Source organism: Solwaraspora sp. WMMD1047 (assembly GCF_029626155.1).
Classification (GTDB): Bacteria; Actinomycetota; Actinomycetes; order Mycobacteriales; family Micromonosporaceae; genus WMMD1047.
The window spans coordinates 215,957-239,250 of sequence record NZ_JARUBL010000001.1 but is presented as its reverse complement, the minus strand read 5'-3'; the positions used below and the strand labels follow the sequence as shown (position 1 = coordinate 239,250).

The following is a 23,294-nucleotide window of genomic DNA, read 5'->3' as shown; positions in this document are numbered from 1 at the left end:
AAAGCGCTCTCTGCGATAGAAGTGTTTCCATGTGGAAACGCCGTACCCCCTTGGCGCTGGCCCTGGCCGGCGCGACTCTGGCGACGTCACTGGTGGTCGTGCCCGCAACCCCCGCGGCCGCGCAGCCCGGCGCGATCACCTGGAGTGACGAGTTCAACGGTGCCGCCGGGACCGCCCCCGACGGCAGCAAGTGGAAACACGACATCGGTGGCTCCGGCTGGGGCAACAACGAGATGCAGTACTACACCAACAGCACCAGCAACGCGGCACACGACGGCAACGGCAACCTGGTGATCACGGCCCGGCGGGAGAATCCGGCCGGCTACAACTGCCACTACGGCAGTTGTCAGTACACCTCCGCCCGGCTGCTGACCGCCGACCGCTTCACCCAGGCGTACGGCCGGTTCGAGGCCCGGATCAAGGTGCCCCGCGGGCAGGGCATCTGGCCGGCGTTCTGGATGCTCGGCAACGACATCGGCAGCAACCCGTGGCCGAACAGCGGCGAGATCGACATCATGGAGAACATCGGCCGCGAGCCGGGCACCGTCTACGGCAGCCTGCACGGTCCGGGTTACTCCGCCGGCAGCGCGCTGACCACCGGCTACACCCTGCCGGGCGGGCAGGCCTTCGCCGACGCCTTCCACACCTTCACGGTGGACTGGGCGCCGGACTCGGTGACCTGGTACGTCGACGGCATCCAGTACGCCCGCAAGACGCCGGCCGACACCCGCGGCAACCGCTGGGTCTTCGACCACCCGTTCTTCATGCTCCTGAATGTCGCGGTGGGCGGCTACTGGCCCGGCTATCCCGACGGCAGCACCCAGTTCCCGCAGCAGATGCTCGTCGACTACGTCCGGGTCAACGCCTGGAACAGCGGCGGCAACCGCATCATCGGGTACGGCAACAAGTGCATCGACGTGCCGGGCGGCGACCCGGTCGACGGCGCGCACCTGCAGCTCTGGGACTGCAACGGCACCGCCGCGCAGGCCTGGACCTTCCCGGGCGACGGCACCGTCCGGGCCTTCGGCAAGTGCATGGACGTGGCCTGGGGCTCCACCGCAAACGGCGCGAACATCCAGCTCGTCGGCTGCAGCGGCAACCCGGCCCAGCAGTTCGTCCTGACCGCCGCCGGTGACCTGGTCAACCCGCAGGCCAACAAGTGCGTCGACGTCCGGGACTGGAACACCGCCAACGGCGCCAAGCTGCACCTGTGGGAGTGCACCGGCGGCGCCAACCAGAAGTGGCGCCGCGGCTGACCAACCTGAACCGTCCGTGGTGTGGCGACGGGCAAGTCGTCACTCCACGGGCGAGGCGTTGTCCCAGCCACCATCTCGACGCAACCGTCACTCGCCGCCGCACGGCACGGTGGCCGCCTCCGCCAGTGGGTCGACCAGCTCTGCCAGCGTCAACAGCGCCTCGACCGTCAAACCCTTGCTCCAAGCCAATATCGCCAGCTCGTGCATGGCCTGGTAGAAGCGCACCTGAACGGTCAGCTCGTCCAACAGGCTCACCGAGCCTCCCTGTGTCGGCTCCCAGGACACAGACTGCGGTCCCCGCTGATCACAATTGACCCGCCCCGAGGTCGGCCGGGGGGCGGTCACGCGGGACGCTGCCAGTCGGTGGGTGGAGCGGTGTTTTCGCCGCACCTTGGACACCGTGGGGACTTGACCCGGAAGCTGAACAGCCCAGCCGCGAAGCCCAGCAGGGCCACGCCGAGCAGGGCACCAAGCGACGCCATGAGCAATCCCTTCGCGAGGTACGGGCAACCCTGCCCCGGCGGGAAGCGGCGAGCTGACACCTGACCGAGCAGCCGCTCCCCGCCGGGTCTTGCACCGCTACCGCCAGGGATCTCGGATCCACCCAGCGGCATCGGACGAGTACAGAGTGGCACGACACTCTTCCGGGCTCAAGAGTTCAGTGTAAGTTTCTTCCAGTAAGTTCGATGGTCTTGGTGCGGCGGCTTGCCCGCCTCAGTCAAGAAAGGAAGACTGCGCATCTACTGGCTGGAGAAGGGATCTGACGTGCCCAGAGCAAGCGGTCCGACCATCGCCCGATGGCAACTCGGCAGGCAGATCAAGGCCGCCCGCGAGGCAGCGAGGATCACCCAGATCGAGATCGCCGAGGTCCTCGCCTGCAGCGAGTCGAAGATCTACAAACTTGAGGCCGGCGACGTCGGCATCAATCGTGGCGATCTCATCGTCATGCTCGACCGCTATGGGATCACCGACGAGCAGCGTCGCCTCACCATCTTCGACCTGCAACAGCAGGGCAAGCAGCGGGGCTGGTGGGCCAAGTACGGCCAACTGCCCAGCAACTACAGCATGTACGTCGGACTGGAAGGCGCCGCCGTCGAGGTGAAGAACTTCGAGCTGGCGGTCGTGCCCGGACTGCTTCAGACCGAGGAGTACGCCCACGCGATCACCAGCGCCGCATGGCCCGGTCAGGAGGACGAAGTCCGCCGGCGGGTAGAACTGCGGATGGCGCGGCAGGCATGCCTGACCGAGGACCCGCCGCTGAAGTTCTGGGGCATCGTCGACGAGGGCGTGCTACATCGGCGCACCGGCGGCGCAGAGGTCATGCGCGCCCAACTCCGCCACCTGATCGACCTGAGCAAGCGGCCGAACATCGAGCTACAGGTCGTCCCGTTCGGTGAAGGTTGGCATCCCGGCGCGATCGGCTCGTTCTCGATCCTGGAGTTCCCCGAGGACGTCCACAGTCCCGTCGCCTATGTCGTAAGTCAGGCCGGTGACGCCTATCTCGAACGCGAGGACGACATGCGGCGGGTTACGCTGACATACACCCACCTGCACGCGGCGGCGCTCAGCGCGAGCAAGTCCCGCGACCTGATCGCTGCCATCGCCAGGGACCTGGGGTAGACCCGAGGGAAGGATGCCGGCGATGGACCTCTCCGACGCCGAATGGCGCAAGAGCACCCGCAGTGACGCCAACAGCCAGTGCGTCGAGGTCGCCCGGAACCTTCCCGGGCTGGTGCCCGTACGAGACAGCAAGGAGCCTTCGGGTCCGGTGCTGACCTTCAGCCCCGCAGCCTGGGTGGCCTTCACCGCGTCCATCAAGGACGGAAAGGCCACCGGGTAACGGCTGGTCGCCACTGATTCAGCCGTCGGTGGCGGCAGTGGCCAGGACGGCTGGGTCGACGTTCCCGCCGGTGACCACCGCGACCGTCCGACCCGTGGGTAGGTCGGGCGCGCGGAAGATGCGGGCGGCGGTGGCCACGGCGCCGCTCGGCTCTACGACCAATCGGGTACGCCGCACCAGCCGGGCCATCGCTGCGACGATCTGCTCCTCGGTCACGGTGACGATGCCGTCCAGCCGCTCCCGCAGGTGGGCGAAGGTGAGCGCGGACAGGTTGGTCCGCAGCCCGTCGGCGCTGGTCCGGTAGGTCCGGTCGACCCCCCAGGCCACCAGCTCGCCGGTGGTGAGCGACTCGCGGGCGTCGGCGGCGTACTCGGGCTCGACCCCGTAGACGGCGGTGCCCGGCCGCAGCGCCTTGACCGCGGTCGCGACTCCGGAGGCGAGTCCGCCACCCCCGACCGGCACCAGCACCACCTCGACGTCGGGCAGGTCCTCGGCGATCTCCAGCCCGACGGTGCCCTGACCCGCGATGATCCGGCGGTCGTCGAAGGGTGGGATGAGCGTGCGGCCGCGCTCGGCGACGATCCGTTCGGCGGCCGGCAGCCGCTCGGCCGGCGGGACGATCAGCACCTCGGCGCCGTACGCCCGGACCTGATCGATTTTGATCTCGGGCGCGCCGGCCGGGATCACCACCGTGCACGGCACTCCGGCCTGCCGGGCCGCGTAGGCGAGCGCCTGGCCGTGGTTGCCGGACGAGTGGGTGACCACGCCGAGGGCCCGGCGATCCGGGTCGAGCCGGGCGATGGCGTGCGTCGCGCCGCGCAGCTTGAACGAGCCGACCGGCTGCAGGCTCTCCGGTTTGAGCAGCAACTCGTCGTCCCAGGGGCAGGGCAGCAGCGGGGTCCGGACGATCCGGCCGGCGAGGTCGGCCGCCGCCGCCCGGACGTCGTCGAGGTGTACCAGATCCATCCGATCATCCTGCCGCCCGCGCCGCCCGGCACCGGCCAGTGGGGGTGGCGATGCTTGTCGGCCATCTTCACCCGGACAAAGGCCACAAAAAGTAGTATTCGCCTGAGTAACGACAGCATTCGGGGGCCACGATGACCACGCCCGACCGGGCCGAGAGTGGTCCAGAGCAGCCCCACGCACAGCCGTGGGACTGGTCGGTGGACCCGCCGCCGCCGGTCGGACCGAGCCAGGAGCCGACGGCCGACCCGGCCGCCGGCCACTCGATCGACGAACCGCCGCCCGAGCCGCCACCCGAACCGCCGGTCTGGTCCACGCCGCAGACCCCGCCGCCGGCCTGGTCGACTCCGGAGACGCCGGTCACCGCACCCCCGCTCGGCGGCGCCGCGGCCGATCCCACCTCGTACGGCGGCGCCGCCGCGGGACCGGCACCGTACGAGGGCGCCCCGACGGGCTCGCCCCCGCACTGGCCGCCGTTCCCGCCCTGGCTGGCCGACCAGCCGGCCGGCGACCCAGGTCGGCAGCCGGCCGAGGAGCCCCGGGCCGGCCTGCCGAACCGCCGGCTTTGGCTGATCCTCGGCCTCGCGGCGATGCTCCTCTCCTGCTGCTGCGTCGCGACGGCGATCGTCGCCCTGACCTGGGGCGAGGACATCTACCGCGAGATCCGCGACCGGACCGATCGGACCGTCGGACTGAACCAGCCGGCCCGCGACGGCGACCTGGAGTTCCGGGTGCACCAGGTCGAGTGCGGCTACGACAGCGTGGGCGATCCGTTCGTCAACCAGGCTGCGCTGGGGCAGTTCTGCGTGGCCGAGTTGACCGTGCGTAACCTCGGCAGCGCCCCAGGCTCGTTCACCGACGGCCTGCAGCGGGCCTACGGACCGGGCGGCGAGGCGTACGGCGCGGACAGCACCGCCAGCATGCTGGCCAACGCCGACCAGCCCGGAGCGCTCGACGAGATCGGGCCGGGCACCGACCAGGCCGGGGCGGTGGTCTACGACATCCCCCGGGACTCCCGGATCGTCCGGCTGCGGCTGCACGCCACCGCCGGCTCGCGCGGCGTCCTGGTCCGCACCGACTGAGCCCGACCGGGCAGGCTCCGCCGCCGTCAGGCGACCCGCAGTTCCTCCACCGCCGTGCTCGGCCGCAGGAAGAGCAGGCCGATCGCGACCGTGACCAGCACCGCGCCGAACGCACCGGCGCCGAAGACCGCCAGCCGGCCGATCGCCAGGTCGACAGCGTGCCAGACCACCGGGTCCTCGACGATCCGCAGGTACGGCTGCCGGGCGACCGGATCGGCGCAGACCGCCGCGTCCGCGTCGCAGAACTCCGTCGACCCGCCCCCGCTCTGCACGTCGCCGAGGTAGCCCCGGGACAGCGCGCTGCCGACCGCGAGGGCGACCAGGATCGCCGGCAGCATCGGGGTCACCGCCTGCCAGAGGATGGCCCGGCCGATGACGCCGCGCGGCACCCCGGTGGCCACCAGCGAGGCGTACGTCCAGCGCCGGGAGACGATCTGCTCGGCGAGCATCACCACCAGACCACCGGCGGCGATCACCAGGGCCACCAGCACCGCGACGTCGATCAGGTCGATCGTCTGCAGGTAGAACGGATTCGACCACGCGTAGGTCCCCGGCGCGACCCCGTCGGCGATCTCGGACATCCGTTGCCGCTGCGCATCCGCCCGGTTGCTCGTGACGAAATGAGCCCGGGCGGCGATCGCACCCGCCCCGAAGACCACGCAGGCCAGCAGCGCCGCGAAGACCCTGCTGCCTGACCACGGATCGTCGGTGAGCCGCCGGGCGGCCAGCAGGGTCGCCGGCCGGCGGGCGTACCGGTGCAGGATCCGGCCGGCGGTGTACGAGATCCAGCCGGTCCCGAGCACCACCCCGATCATCGCCACCAGGCCACCGACCAGCAGGATGAGCGCCAGCAACGCGCCGGGGACCGACGCACCGCGTTCGCCGAGCCAGCGCAGGGCCGGCTCCAGGCCGGCGAAGGTGCCCAGGCCGATGGCGATCAGCAGCCCCGGCCACCAGCCCGGCGAACCCGTACGCCGCACCCGGCGGACCACGCCGGCCGGGGTCAGCGCGACCCGGCGCAGTAGGAGCGCGGCGGCGAGTCCTGCCACCAGCGGCAGCCCGAGGACCACCGCGACCAGCACCGGCGGCGCCGGCAGGACGTCGGTCGGCAGCGGGAGCCGACCGTCCGCGGTTGGACGGTGCAGCAGCTGCCGGCCGAGTAGATAGGCACCGAGACCGGCCGCCGCGCCGAGCAGGCTGGCCAGCCCGGTCTCGGTAGCGGCGACGGCGACCGCCTGGCCGGGGGTGGCGCCGGCCAGCCGGATCGCGGCCAGCCGGCGGTCCCGGGCCGGGGCGCCCAGCCGGGCACACTGTCCGGCCAGGGCGAGCACCGGGATGCTGAACAGCAGCAGCGTGATCGCCAGTCCGGGCCGCAAACCTGGTTCGATCAGCAGGTTGAAGGTGTAGTGCGTCGAGTGGTTGGCGGTCCAGTTCTCCGGATCGAGCGGCGGGGTCGGGATGGCGAGCACGGTGAACGCGGCCAGCAGTACCAGGGCGGCCAGGGCGGCACTGAACCCGGTGAGCAGCACCCGCAGGGTGTCGGTCCGGGTGCCGGCCAGCGCCAGCCGTACCAGGGTGGTGATCTTCATTGGACGCGGCCCGCCACGGGCGCGCCGAGGCCGAGCCCGGTCGGGTCGACCGTGCCGTCCCGGAGCAGCACCTCGCGGTCGGCGTAGCCGGCCACCCGCGCCTCGTGGGTGACCAGGATGACGGTGGTCCGCTGCTCGCGGGCGATCCGCACCAGGTGGCCGAGGACCTGCTCACCGGTGAGGGTGTCCAGCGCCCCGGTCGGCTCGTCGGCGAAGAGCACCCGGGGTTCGGTGATCAGTGCCCGGGCGACCGCGCAGCGCTGCTGCTGGCCGCCGGACATCTCCCCCGGTCGGTTGTCCGCCTGGTCGGCCACCCCGAGCCGGTCCAGCCAGGAGAGCGCCGCCGTCCGCGCTGCTCGCCGCCCCGTGCCGGCGAGTAGCAGCGGCAGCGCGACGTTCTCCGCCGCGGTCAGCTCGGCGACCAGCTGGCCGAACTGGAACAGCACCCCGAAGTCGCCCCGGCGCAGCCGGGACCGGGCCGACTCGGACCAGGTGTCGATCCGGTGCCCGGCGTAGTGCACCTCGCCGGCGTCGGGACGCACGATGCCGGCCAGGCAGTGCAGCAGGGTGGACTTGCCGCAGCCGCTCGGGCCGGTGACGGCGAGGATCTCGCCCTCCGGCACGTCGAGCGTCACGCCGCGCAGCGCGGGCGTGTGACCGTACGACTTGACCAGTGCGCGGGCCGTCAACAGGGTCATGAGTGCACCTCCCGGTGCCAGTCGGCGACCCGGTCCAGGGTGGTCTGCAACCACCGCAGGTCCGCGTCGAGATGGCCGATGGCGAAGTCGGCGGCGACGACCTCGCCGAGGCTCGCCGCCGGATCGGTCTTCACGGCGGTCAGCTCGCGCAGCCGCTCGGTGTGCGCCCGCCGCTGGGCGATCAGGTAGTCGCGGGCCAGCTGCTCGTCGGCGACCAGCAGGGCGACGACCACCTTCGCGAAGAGCGCGCTCGTCACGTACGGCACTGGCGGCTCCACGCTGCCGAGCCAACCGTCCAACGCCTGTCGGCCGCGGTCGGTGACGGCGTACCAGGTGCGGTCCGGTCCGCCGTCCCGGTCGCGGCCGGTCGGCTCGACCAGCCCGTCCCGCTCCAGCCGGCCCAGGGTGGCGTAGACCTGGCCGAACGGGACCGGCTTGGCCCGGGGCAGGCGCTCGTCGTGCGCGCGTTTGAGCTGGTAGCCGTGTTGCGGGCCGGTGGCGAGCAGGCCCAACAGGATGTTGGCGGTGGACACCCGAGCAACTATTCATCAAGAGAATAGCTGCGGTCAAGTCTCCACCGGTGAGTCGAAATCGGATCGGTCAGCGGCGGCGGAGGGCGAGGACGGCCACGTCGTCCTGGATCTCCGGTGGGGCGAGCTCGACCACCAACCGCTCGCAGAACCGGTCCAGGTCGTCGTCGACCGTCGCCGCGCAGCCGGTCAGCGCGCGCAGGCCCTCGTCGATGTCGGCGTCCCGCCGCTCGATCAGGCCGTCGGTGTAGAGCACGAGTGTCGCCCCGGGCGGCAGCACGAACTCCCGGTCCGGCGGCCGGGCGGCCTTCACGCCGAGCAGCGGGGCCCGGTGCTCGATCAGCTCCACCTTGCCGTCCTGCACGATCAGTGGCGGCAGGTGGCCGGCGCTGGCCATCCGGATCCGCCCGGTCGGCGGGTGCAGCAGCGCCACACAGACGGTCGCCAGCTCACCGGGGAGCAGCGTACGCATCAGCAGGTCCACCCGTTCCAGCACGGCGCCCGGCTGGTGGCCCTCGACCGCGTACGCCCGCACGGTGTGCCGGATCTCGGCCATCACCGTGGCGGCGTGCAGCGAGTGCCCGGCCACGTCACCGATCGCCACCAGCAGGTGGCCGTCGAGCATCACCAGCTCGTAGAAGTCGCCGCCCACCTCGCTCTGCGCGCTGGCCGGTTCGTACCGCACCGCCAGGTCCAGGCCGACGATCTGCGGAATCCGCTGCGGCAGCAGGCTGCGCTGCAGGGTGACCGCGATCCGGTGCTCCTCGTCGAACGACCGCTGCGCCTCGATCGCGGCAGCCACCGCCTGCGCCAACTGCACCAGCACCGGCGAGCCCGGCGTCTGCACGCTGGCCGGCACCACCACGTAGAGCGGAGCACGGTCCGGTCGCAGCCGGGCCGCCGCGACCGTCAGGCGCTCCTCCTCGGCCGGCCAGTCGACGAGCGCCCAGCCCGCCGGCCGCTCCTCGCGCAACGTCGAGCCCACCGGCACGCCGGTGTCGTCGACGATCCACTCCTGGACCGCGGGGGTGGCGTCGGGGCCGGCGGAGATCCCGGCGAGGCAGTCGCCGTCGAAGGTCTCGGCGACCACCGCCGCCGGGGTACGGAAGATCTTCGACGCGCCGGCCGCGGCCAACTCCAGCATCTGGCCGAAGTTCGGGGCCGAGTTGACCGCGAGGGTGGTGTCGGCGAGCCGGGCCAGCCGCTCGGCGAGCAGCTCGGCCCGCAGCCGGGCCCGGTAGTAGCGCAGCACCGCCTGGGTGGTGGCGACCAGCTCCTCGGGTTCGATCGGCTCGGCGAGGTAGGCGTCCGCGCCTCGGGCCAGCCCCTGGGTGCGATCCCGGACGTCGACGGCGTGCGCCGAGACGTGGATGACCGGCAGGGCGGAGTGGACCGGGTCGGACTTGATCCGTTCGCAGACCTCGAAGCCGTTGATGTCGGGCAGCCGGACATCGAGGACGACCAGGTCGATCCTGGTGTCGGCGACCCGGGCCAGCGCCTCGGTGCCGGTCTCCGCCTCGATCACCTCGAAGCCGGCCCGGGTCAACCAGTTGACAAGCAGGTACCGCTTGGTCGCGCTGTCGTCGACCACCAGCACCGTCGCCGGAGAGTCCACGGCTATCCCCCGCCTTCGGGCCGATCGGCCGCCGCCGCGGCCGGTACGCCGCCGATCGGCAGGGTGACCACGAACGTGCTGCCCGCACCGACCTCGCTCGTGACCTCCAGGGCGCCGCCGAGCAGGGTGGCGAGCTGCCGCGCGTACGGCAGGCCGAGGCCCGTGCCGGCGGAACGACCGCCCCCCGGCGCCTGGTAGAACTCCTCGAAGATCCGGTCCTGCAGTTTCGTCGGGATGCCCACCCCGGTGTCGTGGACCGAGATCCGCCAGAATCCGCCGTCCCGCTCCGCCACCATCCGGACCTCGCCGCGCTCGGTGAATTTCAAGCCGTTGTGCAGCAGGTTACGCAGGACGCGGGAGAGCAGCACCTCGTCGGAGCGGAGTACGGACCCGGGTGGCGGTTCCTCGACCACCAGCCGGGCCTTGGTTTCCAGGGCCCGCAGCGTCCCCCGGAGCTGACCGAAGACCACCCGCAGGTCCACCTCCGTCCAGGCCGGCTCGATCCGGCCGGACTCCGCCTTGGCCAGGTCCAGCAGGTCGTTGACGAGGGTGAGCAGGTCCGCCGCCGAGTTGCGGATCAGGTCGACCTGCCGGCTCTGCTCCTCGGTGAGTGGGTCGGAGGCCGAGTCGGTGAGTAGCCGACCCAGACCCAGGATCGCGGTCACCGGCGCGCGCAGTTCGTGGCTGACGTTGGCCAGGAACCGGCTCTTCGCCTCGCTGGCCGCCCGGAGCTGGGCGGACTTCTCGTCCAGCTCCGCGTAGAGGGCCACCACGCCCCGGTTGGTCTCCTCCAGCTCCTCGGAGAGCTGGCTGTAGAGCGCCAGCACGCCCTGGTTGGTCTCGGTCAGCTCCGCGTTCAGGCGGGCCAGTTCGTCCCGGTGCCGGCGGGCCTCGTCGAGTGCCGCGATGAGCTGGGAGTTCTGCGCGGACAGCTCGTCGAGCGGAGCCGTCGGACGGCTCTCGGTCAATTCGGTACGCAGCCGCGCCAACCGTTCACCGGTCACCGGTTCGGCACTGGGCGGAATGCGTCTGGACATCTGTACGACCGTAGCCTGCCCGACGTCCTGAATGTGGAGTTGGTCCACCAGCCGCGCGACGGCGACCGCCGGACCGGTCGACAGCGTGGTGGGCGGCACCGGCACCGGGGTCGTCAGCTCGACCTGCAGCCGTGGCTGGTCGCCCGCGACGGCGCGGAAGTCCACCTCGGCGCCGCCCGCGTCGACAAGCAGTTGGCGGGCGACCTCGCTGAGCGCGGTGGCGATCCGGATCTGGTCCTGGTGCTCCAGACCGACCGCCGCCGCCACCTCCCGGGCCCGCTGCCGGATCAGGAAGATGTCGTGTTCGACGCGCAACGCCATCCGCATCAGCGACTCGGGCTGGCCGAGTCGGTCGGTCATGTCGGTGCCCTCGCCGCGAGCACACAGGCGTCGTCCCGGCGGATTCCGGCGTCCCGGAGCACGGTGGCCGCCAGCAGCACCGGCGCCCGGCCGAGCAGCCCGGGATAGTCGGCCGGTCGCCACCGATCGGTCACCCCGTCGCTGTGCATGACGACGGTGCTGCCCGGCCGGAGCGGATACTGATATTCCCGCACGGTCCGGCGCTGGTGGCCGGCGATGCCGGGCAGCGAGACCATCCCCCGCCGGTCCTCGCCTTCCAGCACGGCCCCGGCGATGTTGCCGAGGCCGGCGAACCGGACCACGGCCGCCGGGACGTCGAGTTCGGCCACCGCGAGCGCGGCTCCTCTGGTGTGCCGGATCGACCGGTGCAGGTGTTCGACCACCTCGGCCGGCGGCGCCGTCGGGGCGGCCCGGAACGCGTTCAGCGCGGCGGCGGTGGCGGCCGCCGCGAGTGGGCCGTGACCGAGTCCGTCACAGAGCAGTACCTGGTGCCGGCCGTCGCGGATCCGGCTGGCGAACCCGTCACCGCTGACCGCCTCACCGGCCAGCGGCCGGTTGACTCCGGCCGCCCAGAACGGCTTCGGCGGCGTTTCCGGCCAGATCTGCACGGCGAGCGTGGTGCCCCGGTTCGGGACGGAGTGGGCGTCGAACCAGCTGGCCTGCCGGACGATGGCGCCGAGACCGATGCCGAGGGTGCCCGCGGTGGAGTGTCCGTCGGTCGCCGACCGATCCATGTCGATCATCCCGGGGCCGGTGTCGATGGCGATCAGTTCCACACCGGCCTGCTCGTCGGCCCGGACCGGGCGAAGCAGCAGCAGTCCTTCGTCGGCGTGCTTGACCAGGTTGCTGGCGAGCTCCGCCGCGACGATGGCCAGGTCGGCGGTGCGCTGCTCGCCGAGGTTGAGTTGGGCGGCGAGCCGCTCGGCGGCCCGCCGGACCGCGCTGGCCGCGCTCGTCACCTCGACCCGGAACCACGTCCCGCTGTCGCTGACCTGGTCGGATTCCAGCACGGGCGCTCCGCTCATCGGGACCATTTGGTCACCGTGACGCGGGTGCCTCGGCCCACCGCCGTCTCGATGTCGAACTCGTCAACCAGCCTACGCGCCCCACTCAGCCCGAGCCCCAGCCCGCCGCCGGTGGTGTAGCCGTCACTGAGGGCGAGGTCGAGGTCGGCGATCCCCGGTCCCTCGTCGACGAAGACGATCCGGACGCCCTTGCGGCGGTCGGTGCTGACCGTGCTCACCTCGACCGCGCCCCCGCCGCCGTACACCAGGGTGTTGCGGGCGAGTTCGCTGGCGGCGGTGACGAGTTTCGTCTGGTCGACCAGGGAGAGCTTGACGGCGACCGCGACGGTACGGACCAGTTGACGGACCCGGACCACATCCTGGTCCGCGGTGATCGTCTGCGTCTGCGGCCGGCCGACGTCGAGCCCGGCCATCATGGCTTGGTCGCCGCCCACGGCCCCGCATCCGGTGCCGTGCCACCAGTATTCGAGGATCCGGACCCGGGCCGGTCGGCCAGCCAGGGTGGCGGGTCCTCGGCCGCCTCGTCGGCGTGCCCGCCCTCCGCCTCAGTCCGGGCCGCCGCGATCAGGTCCATGCCCCGCTCGACGTTGAGCGCCGTCCGGATGCCGTTGAGCGAGAGCCCGAGCTCGACAAGCGTGATGGCGACGGCGGGCCGCATGCCGACCACCACCGTCTCGGCGTCGAGCACCCGGGAGATCGAGGCGATGGTGGAGAGCATCCGCCCGATGAACGAGTCGACGATGTCCATCGCGCTGATGTCGATGATCACCCCGTGACAGCCGGTGGCGACGATCCGGTCCGCCAGATCCTCCTGCAGTTGCAGGGCCGTCTGGTCCTCCAGGTCCACCTGGATGCTGACCAGCAGGATGTCGCCGATCTTCAGGACCGGCACCCGGTCCATCAGGCGTCCCGGCGGGCGGCGCGGCGCGCGGTTTCGACGCCGATGACCCGTAGCGCGTGCCGCAGCGCGTCCGCCAGGCTGGCCTTGGTCGCGATGTCGCCGAACTCGATGCCGAGCGCCACGATGGTCTGGGCGATCTGCGGCCGGATGCCGGAGATGACGCACTCGGCGCCCATCAGGCGGGCCGCCACCACGGTCTTCAGGATGTGCTGGGCGACCTGGGTGTCCACCGCCGGGACGCCGGTGATGTCGATGATCGCGTACGGCGAGCCGGTGTCGACGAGGGTCTGCAGCAGCCGTTCCATCACCACCTGGGCGCGGGCCGAGTCGAGCGTGCCGACCAGCGGCACCGCGACGACTCCCTCCCAGAGCTTCACCACGGGCGTGGAGAGTTCCAGCAGCTGCTCCGCCTGGTCGGCGATCAGCTCCTCGCGGGCCTTGGCGTACGCCTCGAAGGTGTAGAGCCCGAGTTCGTCGATCAGGCCGGAGAAGGCGACGAAGTCCCGCAGGGCGTCCTGGGCGTTGCCGCCGCCCTCCCGGTCGTCGTCCAGCACGTCGAGCAGCGCCCGCTTGAGCGCGAAGACGCTGATCGCCGTCTCGGTGGCCGAGAAGCCCTGTCGCGCCCGGTGCCGGCTCAGCTCCGCGAGCACCGCCCGCAACTCGGTCGAATCGTCGCTGTCGAGCACGATTCCGTCCCTGGCGGCCGACCGGAGCGCGTCACACAGCTCGCTGATCTGCTGCTGGAGTTCTGCCCGGCTGAGCCGCCCGCGTAGCGAGGCCGCGACGCCGTCGGTCCAGCGTTCGACGATCCGATCACCGTGCCGCGCCAGCAACGCCGTCAACCGGTTACTCTCATCCGCGTCCAACGCCACCGTGTACCTCCCCTAGCTCGGGCCGCGCCGGACTCTATCACCGCGCGCCCATGGACTAGTTGTCTCAAGGCAAAGGAATGGCCCAGGCCACCCCCGCTCCCGACCGGCGATCCGATGGCACCGTGGAGTACGGTTCGTGCAATACCAGGAGGTCGAGAATGTCCCTGACAGTGCACACGGAACAACGCGGTGACGTGGTCGTCGTCTCGGTTGCGGGCGAGCTCGACATGGCCACCGCGCCGCAGCTGCAGGACCAGATCACGGACCTGCTGGACAAGGGCCGGAGCCGGCTGGTCTTCGACCTGACCGAGGTCTCGTTCTGCGACTCGACCGGCCTGTCGGTGTTCGTCCGGGCGAAGAACAGCTGCGACGAGGCCGGCGGCGAGGTCCGGTTGGCCGCTCCGCAGCGCGGCGTGCTGCGGATCCTCGAGGTCAGCGGCCTGGTCGAGGTGCTTCAGACCTATCCGACGGTGGATGAGGCGGTCGCCGCCGAGCCGAATCCGGCCTCGTCCTAGCCGTCGCCCGCGCCAGCCGGTCACCGATTGGTGACCGCGCGTGGGTCGTCCTCGACGAATCGTGGTCGGGCGATCTCCAGTCCGGCGGCGGTCTGCACCGCCAGCGCCACGATGAGGAATCCGATCGGCACCGCCCAACCGGCGGTTGCCTCGTAGAGGATGCCGACAAGCAGTGGTCCCAGCGCCGCGATGGCGTACCCGGTGCTCTGGGCGAAGGCGGAGAGCGCCACGGTCCCCTCGGCCGTCCGGGTCCGCAGCCCGATCGCGGCCAGGATCAACGGGAACGCCCCGTGTCCGACCGCCAGCAGCCCCACCCAGGCCGCCGCCGCCCCACGCGGCGCCAGGGCCAACCCGAGGTACGCGACGACAAGCGCCGCCGACAGGATCAGCACCAGCGGCCGTAGCGTCCGCAGCCGGTGCACCACCGCCGGCATGACGAGCGCGATCGGCACCCCGAGCGCGGTCACGGCGGCCAGCAGCAGACCGGCGTCGCGCGGGCTGTACCCGGCGTCGCGGAACAGCTGGGCCAGCCAGCCCATCACGGCGTAGCCGCCGAGCGACTGGGTGCCGAAGTAGATGGCCATCGCCCACCCGAGCCGGGTCCGCGCGGGCCGGACCAGGAGCCGGCCGGCCGCCGCCGGACCCCCGGTCCGCCGGCCGGCGCCGCGCCGCAGGGCCAGCGGCAGCCACGGGAGTACGGCCAGCGCCGCCAGCCCGGCCCAGACGCCGAGCCCGGCCCGCCACGATCCGAAGGCGTGGGCCACCGGGACCGCCGCCGCGGCGGCCACCGTGGCGCCCGCGGTCAGGGCCATCATGTACGCCCCGGTGACCAGCCCGGCGCGGCCCGGGAAGTACTGCTTGACGAGCATCGGCAGCAGGATGTTGGCGACCGCGATGCCGGCCAGGGCCAGTGCGCTGGTGGCGATGAAGGTGACCGATCCGCCGACGAGCACCCGGAGCCCCTGCCCGACGGTGAGCGCGGCCATCGCCACCACCAGCACCCGGGCCGGCGAGAACCGCCGGACCAGCCACGGCGTCAGGGCGCCGAAGACGGCGAAGGCGATCGCCGGCATCGTGGTGACCAGGCCGGCCATCGCGCCGGAGAGCTGCAGGCCGGTGCGGACCTCGTCGAGCAGCGCGCCGAGGCTGGTCATCGCGGTACGCAGGTTGACCGCCACCAGCAGCATGCCGACCAGGACGAGCAGACCCCCGCGCCGGGTCGCCGCCGAGTCGCGGGGCGGCGCCGGAGCCGCCGCCGAGCCAGACGCGGCCGGCGGCGCGGGGGCCGGCGGCGCGGGGGCCGACAGGGTGGCGGGAGCCTCGGCGGGTCGGCTGGTGGTCGTCGAGCGGGGTCCGGTCAGCAGGGCAGGGGGTGGCGGGGTCACTCGCTCGACTCTACAATCATGGGATGATTTTTGATGGGGTGATGTAACCGATGACACCCCCGGCCACCGACCGGCCCGGCGCCCGCCCACCGGCCCGGCAGACCCTGGTTCGCCAGGTGATCGACGAGCTGCGCGCCCGGCTCGACGCGGGCGACTGGCCACTCGGCACCAAGATCCCGACCGAACCGCAGCTGGTCGAGGCGCTCGGCGTCGGACGCAACACCGTCCGGGAGGCGGTCCGGGCCCTGGTGCACGCGGGCGTGCTGGAGTGCCGGCAGGGCTCCGGCACCTACGTGATCTCCACCGACGAACTGGCCGGGGCCGTCACCCGCCGACTCTCGGCCGCCCAGGCCACCGAGACGATCGAGGTACGCCGAGCCTTCGAGGTGGAGGGGGCGCGGCTGGCCGCGCGGCGGCGTACCCCCGAGGATCTGGTCGCGCTCGACCGCGCGCTCGCCCACCGGGAGGCCGCCTGGCGATCGGGTCGCGTTGCCGAGTTCGTGGCCGCCGACACCGCGTTGCACGTCGCCGTCGTGGCCGCCGCGCACAACACCATGCTGGCCGAGCTCTACGCCTCGTTCGGCACCGCGCTGCGGGCCAGCGTGGCCGACGCGATGGGGGAAGAGCTGCGGCCCGAGCGGTACGTCGACCACGGTCGGCTGGTCGAGGCGATCCGGGCCGGCGACGCCGACGCGGCGGCCCACGAGGCCGGCGCTTTTCTCGAAGCGCCCGCCGGGGAATAGGTTGTCGCGGACAGCTCCGCCGGCGCTCCCGCCGACCGGCTCACCCCCACCCTCCGGAGACAGGGATGCTCAAGGGATTCAAAGACTTCATCATGCGCGGCAACGTGGTCGACCTCGCGGTCGGCATCGTGATCGGCGCGGCCTTCACCACCGTGGTCAGTCAGCTCACCAAGTCGTTCCTCGAACCCACGATCAAGCTGATCAGCGGTGGCAGCGGGGTCAACGCCGGCGCCTGGGAGCCGGTGACCGGGGTGAAGTACGACTGGGCCGCGTTCATCAACTCCGTGATCACCTTCGTCCTCACCGCCGCCGTGCTCTACTTCCTGGTGGTGCTGCCGATGAACAAGCTGGCCGAGCGGCGTCGCCGGGGCGAGGAGCCGCCGCCGGCCGCGCCGAGCGAGGAGGTCAAGCTGCTCACCGAGATCCGCGACGCGCTGCTGGCCGGCGGCCTCTCCGGCGACCGGAACCCGGACGCGCCGCAGCGGCCCCGGGACTACCCGCCGCCGCACCGGGGATGACCGGACGGCCGCGGGTCGAAGGGACGAATCGCCTGATCAGACCCATGATCACCCACCCAACCTACTCGAACGCATGTTCGATAGGGTCCCACCATGGAGCAGCGAAAGCACTGGTGGAACGGCAAGTGGGGACGGCTCGCCCGGCGTGACGTCTACCTGCGCGCCGACGCGGACCGATGGCACGTGGAACAGCGGGCGGGCGGCGCGGAGGGGATCTCCCGCTACTACGAGTTCGACGGCGAGGACGAGGCGTACGAAATGATGAAGGGGCTGCTGGTGGGGCCGGACAACTGGCGGGAGCTCTCCGCCGGCCGGCCGACCCCGCCGGCGGTCGACAGGTCCGGGCCGCCGGCCGGCGGCGAGGGTCGGCCCGACGTTTAGCGCCAGCGGGCCGGGGAACCGGACAGACATGCACACCGAACGCGACCGCCGCCCGATCCCGCTCGATCAGATCGCCACCGGGATGCGGGTGCTCGACGCGGCCGGCGAGGACGTCGGCCGGGTCACCGCGGTGGCCCTCGGTGACCCGTACGCGGCGACCGCCCAGGACCCGCCGGACGGTGCCGGGGTGCTCAGCGACCGGGTGCCGCACACCGAATCCGGCGACGAGCCCGAGGTGTCGCCGGATCTCGCAGCCCGGCTGCTGCGCTCCGGCTATCTCCGGGTCACCGCCGCCGGTACCGGCTCCGGCAACCGGCTGGCCGCCAGCGGCTTCGCGCCGAGCGGCGACTTCTACGTCGCACCGGACCAGATCGGCGAGATCAGCCCGGACACGGTGGAGCTGACCGTCACCCGGGCCGGGCTCGCCACCCGGCACTGAGCGGCACCGTCAGGCGACCGGCGCCTCCTCCAGCAGCGCGATGGTGCTCAGCGTGACCTGGTCCCGGATCCGGTTCACCGAGGTCTGCCACTGCCGGGTGAAGCCCGGCCGCCGTTCGAGGTCCTGCCAGACCGGCAGCACCGACTCGTCGAGCCGGGCCGCCGGCATCCACAGGTGCAGCAGGCAGTCGATCGCCGGGCGGAGCCGGTGGATCTTCTGCGTCCGGGTGCCGGGACCGGTCAGGCTGAACTCGATGAGCGACAGCAGCGTGGTCAACAGCCAGTCGTGCAGCGCCAGGTCCTCGCAGAGCTCGACGATCGCGTGTCCGTCGTCCTGCCCCGCGACCAGCTCGATGGTGCGCAGCCCGTTCGCCTCCACCCGGAACGTGCCGCGCGCCTCGGCCGACGGTTCGGGCGCCGGCAGGACCACCCACCGCAGCCGGGTCCGCTGGGTCCGGAACGGCGACCGGCGGTCGAGCCCCGACGAATTCTGTACGGTGTCCATCACCCGGTTGCTGATCGAGCCGAGGTTGAGTGTCTGCGGCTGGTACCCGGCGGTCAGGAACCCGGCCGCCATGTCCCGGGCGTCCACCTTACCGATCGCCTCGATCTGCCCGGGCCGGGAGAGATAGTGCGACCAGACCAGTCGGCGGTTCGCGGCCGCCCGGTCGACCCTGGTGTAGCTGGAGCCCTGCAGCACGTGCCCGCCGGTCATCGCGGCGTGCGAGACCACCGTGCCGACCCCCCGGGACACCCGCCCCGACGCGCTCGGCAGCCGGCAGTCGACCCCGGTGAACTGGTCCGGCGAGACCGCGTACGCGATCGGCCGCTCGGAGCGGCGTACCCGCTGCCCCACCATGACGTCGAGCAGCTTCACGGTCCGGTCCAGCGACAGCGGGCCGGAGTTCTGCAGCAGTCCGGTGTGGACCTCGCCCATCGTCAGCATGGCACCTCCACCGAAACCCGCTCGGCCACCCGCGGCACACTCGCCGCCGACCGCTCCGATCGGATGATTTCATCCCATCATCGGTGCCCGGCGCAAACGCGCCACGGCGGCCGCGCGTCATCCGATCGGACCTGCCGTCGACCGAAGTGCGATCGTCGAGGTGCCACAAACTGACAATTGCTTCTTGCGTCGCATTGCTACGGTGGCGTCACGTGCCGCTCACGCCGCCAAGGAGCCGCCGTGACCAAGGTCTATGTGTCAGCCACTTTTCGGGATCTGCAGGAGTGTCGCGCCGCGGTCCAGCTCGCCCTGCGCCGGCTGCGGGTCGAGGACATGGCGATGGAATCCTATGTGGCGGAAGATCGGCGACCCCTGGAACGCTGCCTGGCCGATGTTCGCGATTGCGACGTCTACATCGGCATTTTCGCCTGGCGGTACGGATTTGTCCCACCGGGATTCGATCAGTCGATCACGGAACTGGAGTATCGGGAAGCACTGGCCGGCGGAAAGCAGTGCCTGATCTTCCTCCTCAGTGAGGACGCGCCCTGGCCGCGCAACGTCGTCGACCGCGGTGCCGACGCCGACCGGATCGAGGCGCTGCGGGCGGAGCTGGCCGACCGGCACATGTGCAGCATCTTCTCCGACGCGGCGGACCTGGCGGCGCTGGTGACGGCGGCGGTGGCCAACTGCCTGGCCGACACCGGCTGGCCCGGCCAGGGGCTGCACGCGCTCAGCCCGGACACCCTCAAGCAGTACTACATCCGGCTGCGCCAGCAGTACGGCGTGCTCGACCTGGATGCGCTGACCCCGGCCCAGAACGAGGAGTACCTGCAGATCAGGTTGACCTCGGTCTTCGTCGAGCAGTCGGTGCGGGAGGATCCGCCACCGGTGGAGCTGCCCCGCGAGCTGCTGCATCGGATGCGGGCCGACGGGCACCTCGGCACCGAGGACGTGCCCGAGCAGGTGGACGCCGACGAGCTGGTCCACCTGACCGAGTCGTACCAGGCCCGGCCGGTGCAGCGGCTCTTCGACGTGTTGGGGGCGCCGGAGCGGCGGGCCATCGTGCTGCTCGGCGACCCGGGCGCCGGCAAGTCGACCGCCACCCGGTACATCGCGCTGGCGTTGGCCGGCGGACACACCGACGAGCGGCTCGCGGTGCTCGCCGACCACCTGCCGCTGCTGATCGAACTGCGGTCGTACGTGACCATGGCGGCCGAGGGCCGGTGCCAGAGCTTCCTGGACTACCTGGACCACCGGGCCGGCACCGACGGACTCGGGGTGGAGCGCGCGGCGCTGCTGCGGCACCTGAGCCTCGGCGGCCGGGCCGTGGTGATCTTCGACGGGCTGGACGAGGTGTTCGACCGGCGGCGCCGGGAGGAGGTGGCCGGTCAGATCGCCGGCTTCACGGCGATGTACCCGCAGGTGCGGGTGATCGTCACCTCGCGGATCATCGGCTACTCCCGCCGAATTCTCACCGAGGTCGGGTTCACCCACTACACCCTGCAGGATCTCAACGAGGCGCAGACCGCCGACTTCCTGACGAGCTGGTATCGGCTGGCCATCCACGACCGGCCGCAGGATGCCCAGATCCGGTGTGCCCGGCTGCTGGACGCGATGCGACACTCGCACGCCATCCGGGAACTGGCCGGCAACCCGCTGCTGCTGACCATCCTGGCCATCATCGGCAAGCACCAACCACTGCCGCAGGAACGCTGGAAGCTCTACGACCACGCGGCCACCGTGCTGGTCGAGCAGTGGGACGTGAACCGGCACCTGCGCGAGGAGAACAGCAGCCTGGAGTTCCTCGACACCGAGGACAAGAAGGAACTGCTGCGCCGGCTGGCGTACCGGATGCAGTCGGCCGAGCGCGGGCTGACCGCCAACTACATCGCGCGTGAGGAGCTCAGCGAGGTTTTCGAGCAGTACCTGACCGAGCGGTACCAGCAGGAGCCGGCAACCGCCCGGTCGGTCGCCCATCTCATGATCAATCAGTTCCGGGAGCGGAACTTCATCCTCAGCCGGTACGGCCCCCACCTGTACGGCTTCGTGCACCGCACGTTCCTGGAGTTCTTCTGCGCCGACGCGGTCCTCGCCAAGTTCGAGCACGACCAGGTGATCACCATGGACGAGATCACCGAACTGTTCCGCCGGCACTGGGCCGACCTGTCCTGGCGGGAGGTGCTCCGGCTGCTCGCCGGCGCGCTGCACGAACGGCACACCGCCCGCCTGATCCGGCTGCTCACCCACGAGGTGAACCAGCCCTGGCCGCCGGAGGGCTTCGCGCCGCCCCCGTGGAACCTGGCGCTGGCGGTGCAGTGCCTGGCCGAGGTGCGCAATCCGCACGCCGACGTCGCCGAGCCCGCCGAGTCGCTGCTGCGGCAACTCATCCTGCTGCTGGAGCACTGCGTGTCGATCGACGACCGGGAAACCGCGGCGCTGATCGAGGAGGAGATCCTGCCCTCGGCGAAGGCGATCGGCCCGGCCTGGCCGGGCCGGCAGGTCTACCTGTCCTGGTACCGGCGGCGGGGGGTACGGGTGGTCTGGTCGCCGGTGTCGGCGCACGCGGCCCGGCTGGCGGCGATGCTGTCGGCACCGGCCGAGCGGATCGACGACCTCTTCGACGAGGTGCTCGGCGAACTCAACGACAGCCCCGCCTCGTACGCGTCGGTCGCCGGGTTGGCGGAGGTCGCACAGCTGGCCACCACCGTCGTGGACAGTCCGGCGCATCAGGCCGCCGCCTCCCGGGCCCGGACCCGGCTGGTCAAGCGGGCCCGCGCCGACCGGCACGCGGGGGTCCGGCTGGCCGCCGTGCGCGCGCTGGGCGAACGGTTCGGCACCGATCCGCAGGCCCTGGAGCTCCTGGTGGAACGGGCCCGCGCCGACCTCTACCCGGGGGTCCGGCTCGCCGCCGTGCAGGCGCTGGAGGAACGTTTTCCCGGCGAACAGCAGGTCCGGGCGCTCCTGGTCGAACGGGTCAACGCCGACCGGCACCCCGGCGTACGCCGGGCGGCGGTGCAGGCGCTCGGCGACCGGTACGGTGGCGACGACGAGCTCCGCGCCGTGCTGCTGGAGTGTCTCGGCACCGACCACGACCCGGAGGTGACCCGGGCCGCCACCCACGCGCTCGTGGAACGGTTCGGCGCCACCCGCGAAGTCCGCGACCTGCTGATCGACTGCGCCCGCCGCAACGTCGACGGGCTGGCCCGCCGCACCGCCGTCCGGGTCCTCGGCGAGCGTCTCGGCACTGACGGCCAGGTGCGTGCGCTGCTTATCGACCGGGTCCAGAAAGATGGCGACGCCGGGGTGCTCCGCGCCGCCGGCCGCTGCCTGGTGGAACGGTTCGGCCCCGACGGCAAGCTCCGCGACCTGCTGATCGAACGCAGCCGCACCGACCGCGACGAGGTCGTCCGACGGACCGCCCTGCGGATGCTCACCGATCACTACGACCAGGACCAGCCGCTCGTCGCGCTGCTGACCGCCACCGCCCGCACCGACCGGGACGCCGACGTTCGACTGCTCTCCGCCGAGGCACTTGCCGATCAGATCGGTGTCGCGCCGTCGGTCGGCGACGTACTCGGCGAGTTGGCCCGGCAGGACGCCGACGCCCGGGTCCGGCTGGTCGCCGCGCAGGCGCTCGTGGACCGGGTCGGGATGGACCCGGCCGTCTGCGACGTACTCGCCGATCTGGCCCGCGACGACGCCGACCCGGCGGTCCGGCTCGCCGCCGTGCGGGCGCTGGCCGCCAGCCTCGGCAGCAACCCGGCCATTCCGGTCGTGGTGGCGGAACGCGCCCGGGCCGACAGCGACCCGGCGGTCCGGCTCGCCGCCCTGCGGGCGGTAGCCGCGGCCGGCGACCCGGACCTGGTCCCGGGCGTCCTCGACGACCTGGCCCGCACCGACAGTGACGACGGGGTTTTCGGGTACGCCGCGGCGACCCTGCTGAAGATCACCGGCTCCACCGGGGTCAGCTACCAACTCCTCGCCGACCGGCTCCGGGACGGCAACGCCCGGGTTCGACTCGCCGCGGTCCGGCTGCTGGTCAGGCACTTCGGCGTCGATCCCCCGGTGCGCGAACTCCTGATCGACCGGGTCCGCGTCGACCCGGACCCCGATCTGGTCCGGGAGGCCGCCGTCAAGCTCGCGGCCCACCACGGCACCGACATCGAGCAGTGCGAGGTGCTCGTCGCCCGGGCGACCGGTGACGACGCGACGATCCGCTGCGTCTCGGTCGCCATTCTCGGCGAGTGGTTCGGCGCCGACCGGCACGTCCGTGAGCTGCTCATCGAGCGGGCCGGCCACGACCCCGACGTCCAGGTCCGCCGGGAGGTCCTTCGGGTACTCGGCGAACGACTCGCGGCCCACCCCGAGGTCCGCAGCCTCTTCGTCGAACGCCTCCAGGACCGGGACTGGTCGGTCCGGGCCGCCACGGTCCGGGTCCTCGGCACCCAGTTCGGCACCGACCGGCAGACCCGGACGCTGCTGGCGGAGTTGGCCGGCACCGACGCCGACCCCGAGTTCCGCCGGCTCGCCGCCCAGGCGCTGACCTGGCTACCCGGGGCCGACCCGGACCACCTGCCGGACGTCCGGCCGTGACCGGCTG

Annotated in this window: 23 protein-coding genes; 10 read left to right on the top strand and 13 right to left on the bottom strand. The window is 72.0% G+C overall.

The genetic code is table 11. The features are described from left to right. Positions 1 to 29: 29 nt before the first annotated feature. The gene (locus O7627_RS01095) at positions 30 to 1,256 is read left to right on the top strand and encodes a family 16 glycosylhydrolase (protein ID WP_278091622.1); all 1,227 of its coding nucleotides are present in this window, start codon (positions 30 to 32) and stop codon (positions 1,254 to 1,256) included. 87 nt (positions 1,257 to 1,343) lie between these two features. Here the strand turns inward: O7627_RS01095 and O7627_RS01090 are convergent, their stop codons facing one another. After that, the gene (locus O7627_RS01090; protein WP_278091621.1) at positions 1,344 to 1,511 is read right to left on the bottom strand and encodes a hypothetical protein; all 168 of its coding nucleotides are present in this window, start codon (positions 1,509 to 1,511) and stop codon (positions 1,344 to 1,346) included. A gap of 450 nt (positions 1,512 to 1,961) precedes the next feature. Here O7627_RS01090 and O7627_RS01085 point away from each other — a divergent pair, with 450 nt between their 5' ends. Together O7627_RS01085 and O7627_RS01080 are read left to right on the top strand one after the other, a co-directional pair. Next, positions 1,962 to 2,876 (top strand): helix-turn-helix transcriptional regulator, encoded by a 915-nt coding sequence (locus tag O7627_RS01085; RefSeq protein WP_278091620.1) that lies wholly within the window; start codon positions 1,962 to 1,964, stop codon positions 2,874 to 2,876. A 13-nt stretch (positions 2,877 to 2,889) separates the two neighbouring features. Beyond that, positions 2,890 to 3,096, top strand: a complete 207-nt coding sequence (locus O7627_RS01080) for a DUF397 domain-containing protein (protein WP_278091619.1) — start codon at positions 2,890 to 2,892, stop codon at positions 3,094 to 3,096. A gap of 18 nt (positions 3,097 to 3,114) precedes the next feature. On the opposite strand, the gene O7627_RS01075 is transcribed toward O7627_RS01080, so the two are convergent. Then, a complete protein-coding gene (locus tag O7627_RS01075; RefSeq protein WP_278091618.1) occupies positions 3,115 to 4,062 on the bottom strand; it encodes a threonine/serine dehydratase in 948 nt (315 codons plus the stop codon). A 131-nt stretch (positions 4,063 to 4,193) separates the two neighbouring features. On the opposite strand from O7627_RS01075, the gene O7627_RS01070 reads away from it, so the two are divergent. Continuing rightward, positions 4,194 to 5,141 carry a DUF4352 domain-containing protein gene (locus tag O7627_RS01070; RefSeq protein WP_278091617.1) on the top strand — a complete coding sequence of 316 codons (948 nt, stop codon included), beginning with the start codon at positions 4,194 to 4,196 and terminating at the stop codon, positions 5,139 to 5,141. 26 nt (positions 5,142 to 5,167) lie between these two features. Here the strand turns inward: O7627_RS01070 and O7627_RS01065 are convergent, their stop codons facing one another. The 9 genes from O7627_RS01065 to O7627_RS01025 form a co-directional block, all read right to left on the bottom strand. Further along, on the bottom strand, positions 5,168 to 6,730 hold the full coding sequence (locus tag O7627_RS01065; protein WP_278091616.1) for an FtsX-like permease family protein: 1,563 nt from the start codon (positions 6,728 to 6,730) through the stop codon (positions 5,168 to 5,170). Then, on the bottom strand, positions 6,727 to 7,428 hold the full coding sequence (locus tag O7627_RS01060; RefSeq protein ID WP_278091615.1) for an ABC transporter ATP-binding protein: 702 nt from the start codon (positions 7,426 to 7,428) through the stop codon (positions 6,727 to 6,729). The genes O7627_RS01065 and O7627_RS01060 overlap by 4 nt, the downstream gene beginning before the upstream one ends. Then, a complete protein-coding gene (locus O7627_RS01055; RefSeq protein WP_278091614.1) occupies positions 7,425 to 7,961 on the bottom strand; it encodes a PadR family transcriptional regulator in 537 nt (178 codons plus the stop codon). The genes O7627_RS01060 and O7627_RS01055 overlap by 4 nt, the downstream gene beginning before the upstream one ends. A 67-nt stretch (positions 7,962 to 8,028) precedes the next feature. Then, complete coding sequence (locus O7627_RS01050) at positions 8,029 to 9,573, bottom strand: fused response regulator/phosphatase (protein WP_278091613.1); 1,545 nt, start codon at positions 9,571 to 9,573, stop codon at positions 8,029 to 8,031. Positions 9,574 to 9,575: 2 nt separating this feature from the next. Then, complete coding sequence (locus O7627_RS01045; protein WP_278091612.1) at positions 9,576 to 10,970, bottom strand: sensor histidine kinase; 1,395 nt, start codon at positions 10,968 to 10,970, stop codon at positions 9,576 to 9,578. Beyond that, on the bottom strand, positions 10,967 to 12,004 hold the full coding sequence (locus O7627_RS01040) for a SpoIIE family protein phosphatase (protein WP_278091611.1): 1,038 nt from the start codon (positions 12,002 to 12,004) through the stop codon (positions 10,967 to 10,969). Before O7627_RS01040 ends, O7627_RS01045 begins: the two co-directional genes overlap by 4 nt. Beyond that, positions 11,992 to 12,411 carry an anti-sigma regulatory factor gene (locus tag O7627_RS01035; protein ID WP_278098105.1) on the bottom strand — a complete coding sequence of 140 codons (420 nt, stop codon included), beginning with the start codon at positions 12,409 to 12,411 and terminating at the stop codon, positions 11,992 to 11,994. Before O7627_RS01035 ends, O7627_RS01040 begins: the two co-directional genes overlap by 13 nt. Continuing rightward, entirely contained in the window at positions 12,408 to 12,896 is a 489-nt protein-coding gene (locus O7627_RS01030; protein ID WP_278091610.1) for an STAS domain-containing protein, read from the bottom strand. Before O7627_RS01030 ends, O7627_RS01035 begins: the two co-directional genes overlap by 4 nt. Then, positions 12,896 to 13,768: an STAS domain-containing protein gene (locus tag O7627_RS01025; protein ID WP_278091609.1), complete on the bottom strand. Its 873-nt coding sequence runs from the start codon at positions 13,766 to 13,768 to the stop codon at positions 12,896 to 12,898. Before O7627_RS01025 ends, O7627_RS01030 begins: the two co-directional genes overlap by 1 nt. 158 nt (positions 13,769 to 13,926) lie before the next feature. Between O7627_RS01025 and O7627_RS01020 the strand changes: the two genes are divergently transcribed. Next, entirely contained in the window at positions 13,927 to 14,283 is a 357-nt protein-coding gene (locus O7627_RS01020; protein WP_278091608.1) for an STAS domain-containing protein, read from the top strand. A gap of 20 nt (positions 14,284 to 14,303) precedes the next feature. On the opposite strand, the gene O7627_RS01015 is transcribed toward O7627_RS01020, so the two are convergent. Next, a complete protein-coding gene (locus tag O7627_RS01015; protein WP_278098104.1) occupies positions 14,304 to 15,590 on the bottom strand; it encodes an MFS transporter in 1,287 nt (428 codons plus the stop codon). 128 nt (positions 15,591 to 15,718) lie between these two features. On the opposite strand from O7627_RS01015, the gene O7627_RS01010 reads away from it, so the two are divergent. The 4 genes from O7627_RS01010 to O7627_RS00995 all read left to right on the top strand — a co-directional run bounded on the left by O7627_RS01010 (position 15,719) and on the right by O7627_RS00995 (position 17,749). After that, positions 15,719 to 16,411, top strand: a complete 693-nt coding sequence (locus tag O7627_RS01010; RefSeq protein ID WP_278091607.1) for an FCD domain-containing protein — start codon at positions 15,719 to 15,721, stop codon at positions 16,409 to 16,411. Positions 16,412 to 16,476: 65 nt separating this feature from the next. Further along, a complete protein-coding gene (gene mscL / locus O7627_RS01005) occupies positions 16,477 to 16,929 on the top strand; it encodes a large conductance mechanosensitive channel protein MscL (protein WP_278091606.1) in 453 nt (150 codons plus the stop codon). Positions 16,930 to 17,022: 93 nt separating this feature from the next. Continuing rightward, positions 17,023 to 17,310, top strand: coding sequence for a hypothetical protein (locus tag O7627_RS01000; RefSeq protein ID WP_278091605.1), 288 nt, complete (start codon positions 17,023 to 17,025; stop codon positions 17,308 to 17,310). Positions 17,311 to 17,338: 28 nt separating this feature from the next. Further along, on the top strand, positions 17,339 to 17,749 hold the full coding sequence (locus O7627_RS00995; RefSeq protein WP_278091604.1) for a hypothetical protein: 411 nt from the start codon (positions 17,339 to 17,341) through the stop codon (positions 17,747 to 17,749). Between the two features lie 9 nt (positions 17,750 to 17,758). Here the strand turns inward: O7627_RS00995 and O7627_RS00990 are convergent, their stop codons facing one another. After that, the gene (locus O7627_RS00990; RefSeq protein ID WP_278091603.1) at positions 17,759 to 18,694 is read right to left on the bottom strand and encodes an SCO2521 family protein; all 936 of its coding nucleotides are present in this window, start codon (positions 18,692 to 18,694) and stop codon (positions 17,759 to 17,761) included. Positions 18,695 to 18,934: 240 nt separating this feature from the next. Here O7627_RS00990 and O7627_RS00985 point away from each other — a divergent pair, with 240 nt between their 5' ends. Further along, the gene (locus O7627_RS00985) at positions 18,935 to 23,287 is read left to right on the top strand and encodes a HEAT repeat domain-containing protein (RefSeq protein WP_278091602.1); all 4,353 of its coding nucleotides are present in this window, start codon (positions 18,935 to 18,937) and stop codon (positions 23,285 to 23,287) included. The last annotated feature ends 7 nt before the right edge of the window (positions 23,288 to 23,294 follow it).

Bases quoted from the DNA above. Each gene is read 5' to 3' on its own strand.
- O7627_RS01095 (WP_278091622.1), top strand. From the start codon at position 30: ATGTGGAAACGCCGTACCCCCTTGGCGCTGGCCCTGGCCGGCGCGACT.
- O7627_RS01080 (WP_278091619.1), top strand. From the start codon at position 2,890: ATGCCGGCGATGGACCTCTCCGACGCCGAATGGCGCAAGAGCACCCGC.
- O7627_RS01075 (WP_278091618.1), bottom strand. From the start codon at position 4,062: ATGGATCTGGTACACCTCGACGACGTCCGGGCGGCGGCGGCCGACCTC.
- O7627_RS01070 (WP_278091617.1), top strand. From the start codon at position 4,194: ATGACCACGCCCGACCGGGCCGAGAGTGGTCCAGAGCAGCCCCACGCA.
- O7627_RS01065 (WP_278091616.1), bottom strand. From the start codon at position 6,730: ATGAAGATCACCACCCTGGTACGGCTGGCGCTGGCCGGCACCCGGACC.
- O7627_RS01060 (WP_278091615.1), bottom strand. From the start codon at position 7,428: ATGACCCTGTTGACGGCCCGCGCACTGGTCAAGTCGTACGGTCACACG.
- O7627_RS01045 (WP_278091612.1), bottom strand. From the start codon at position 10,970: ATGACCGACCGACTCGGCCAGCCCGAGTCGCTGATGCGGATGGCGTTG.
- O7627_RS01040 (WP_278091611.1), bottom strand. From the start codon at position 12,004: ATGGTCCCGATGAGCGGAGCGCCCGTGCTGGAATCCGACCAGGTCAGC.
- O7627_RS01035 (WP_278098105.1), bottom strand. From the start codon at position 12,411: ATGATGGCCGGGCTCGACGTCGGCCGGCCGCAGACGCAGACGATCACC.
- O7627_RS01030 (WP_278091610.1), bottom strand. From the start codon at position 12,896: ATGGACCGGGTGCCGGTCCTGAAGATCGGCGACATCCTGCTGGTCAGC.
- O7627_RS01020 (WP_278091608.1), top strand. From the start codon at position 13,927: ATGTCCCTGACAGTGCACACGGAACAACGCGGTGACGTGGTCGTCGTC.
- O7627_RS01010 (WP_278091607.1), top strand. From the start codon at position 15,719: ATGACACCCCCGGCCACCGACCGGCCCGGCGCCCGCCCACCGGCCCGG.
- mscL (WP_278091606.1), top strand. From the start codon at position 16,477: ATGCTCAAGGGATTCAAAGACTTCATCATGCGCGGCAACGTGGTCGAC.
- O7627_RS01000 (WP_278091605.1), top strand. From the start codon at position 17,023: ATGGAGCAGCGAAAGCACTGGTGGAACGGCAAGTGGGGACGGCTCGCC.
- O7627_RS00995 (WP_278091604.1), top strand. From the start codon at position 17,339: ATGCACACCGAACGCGACCGCCGCCCGATCCCGCTCGATCAGATCGCC.
- O7627_RS00990 (WP_278091603.1), bottom strand. From the start codon at position 18,694: ATGCTGACGATGGGCGAGGTCCACACCGGACTGCTGCAGAACTCCGGC.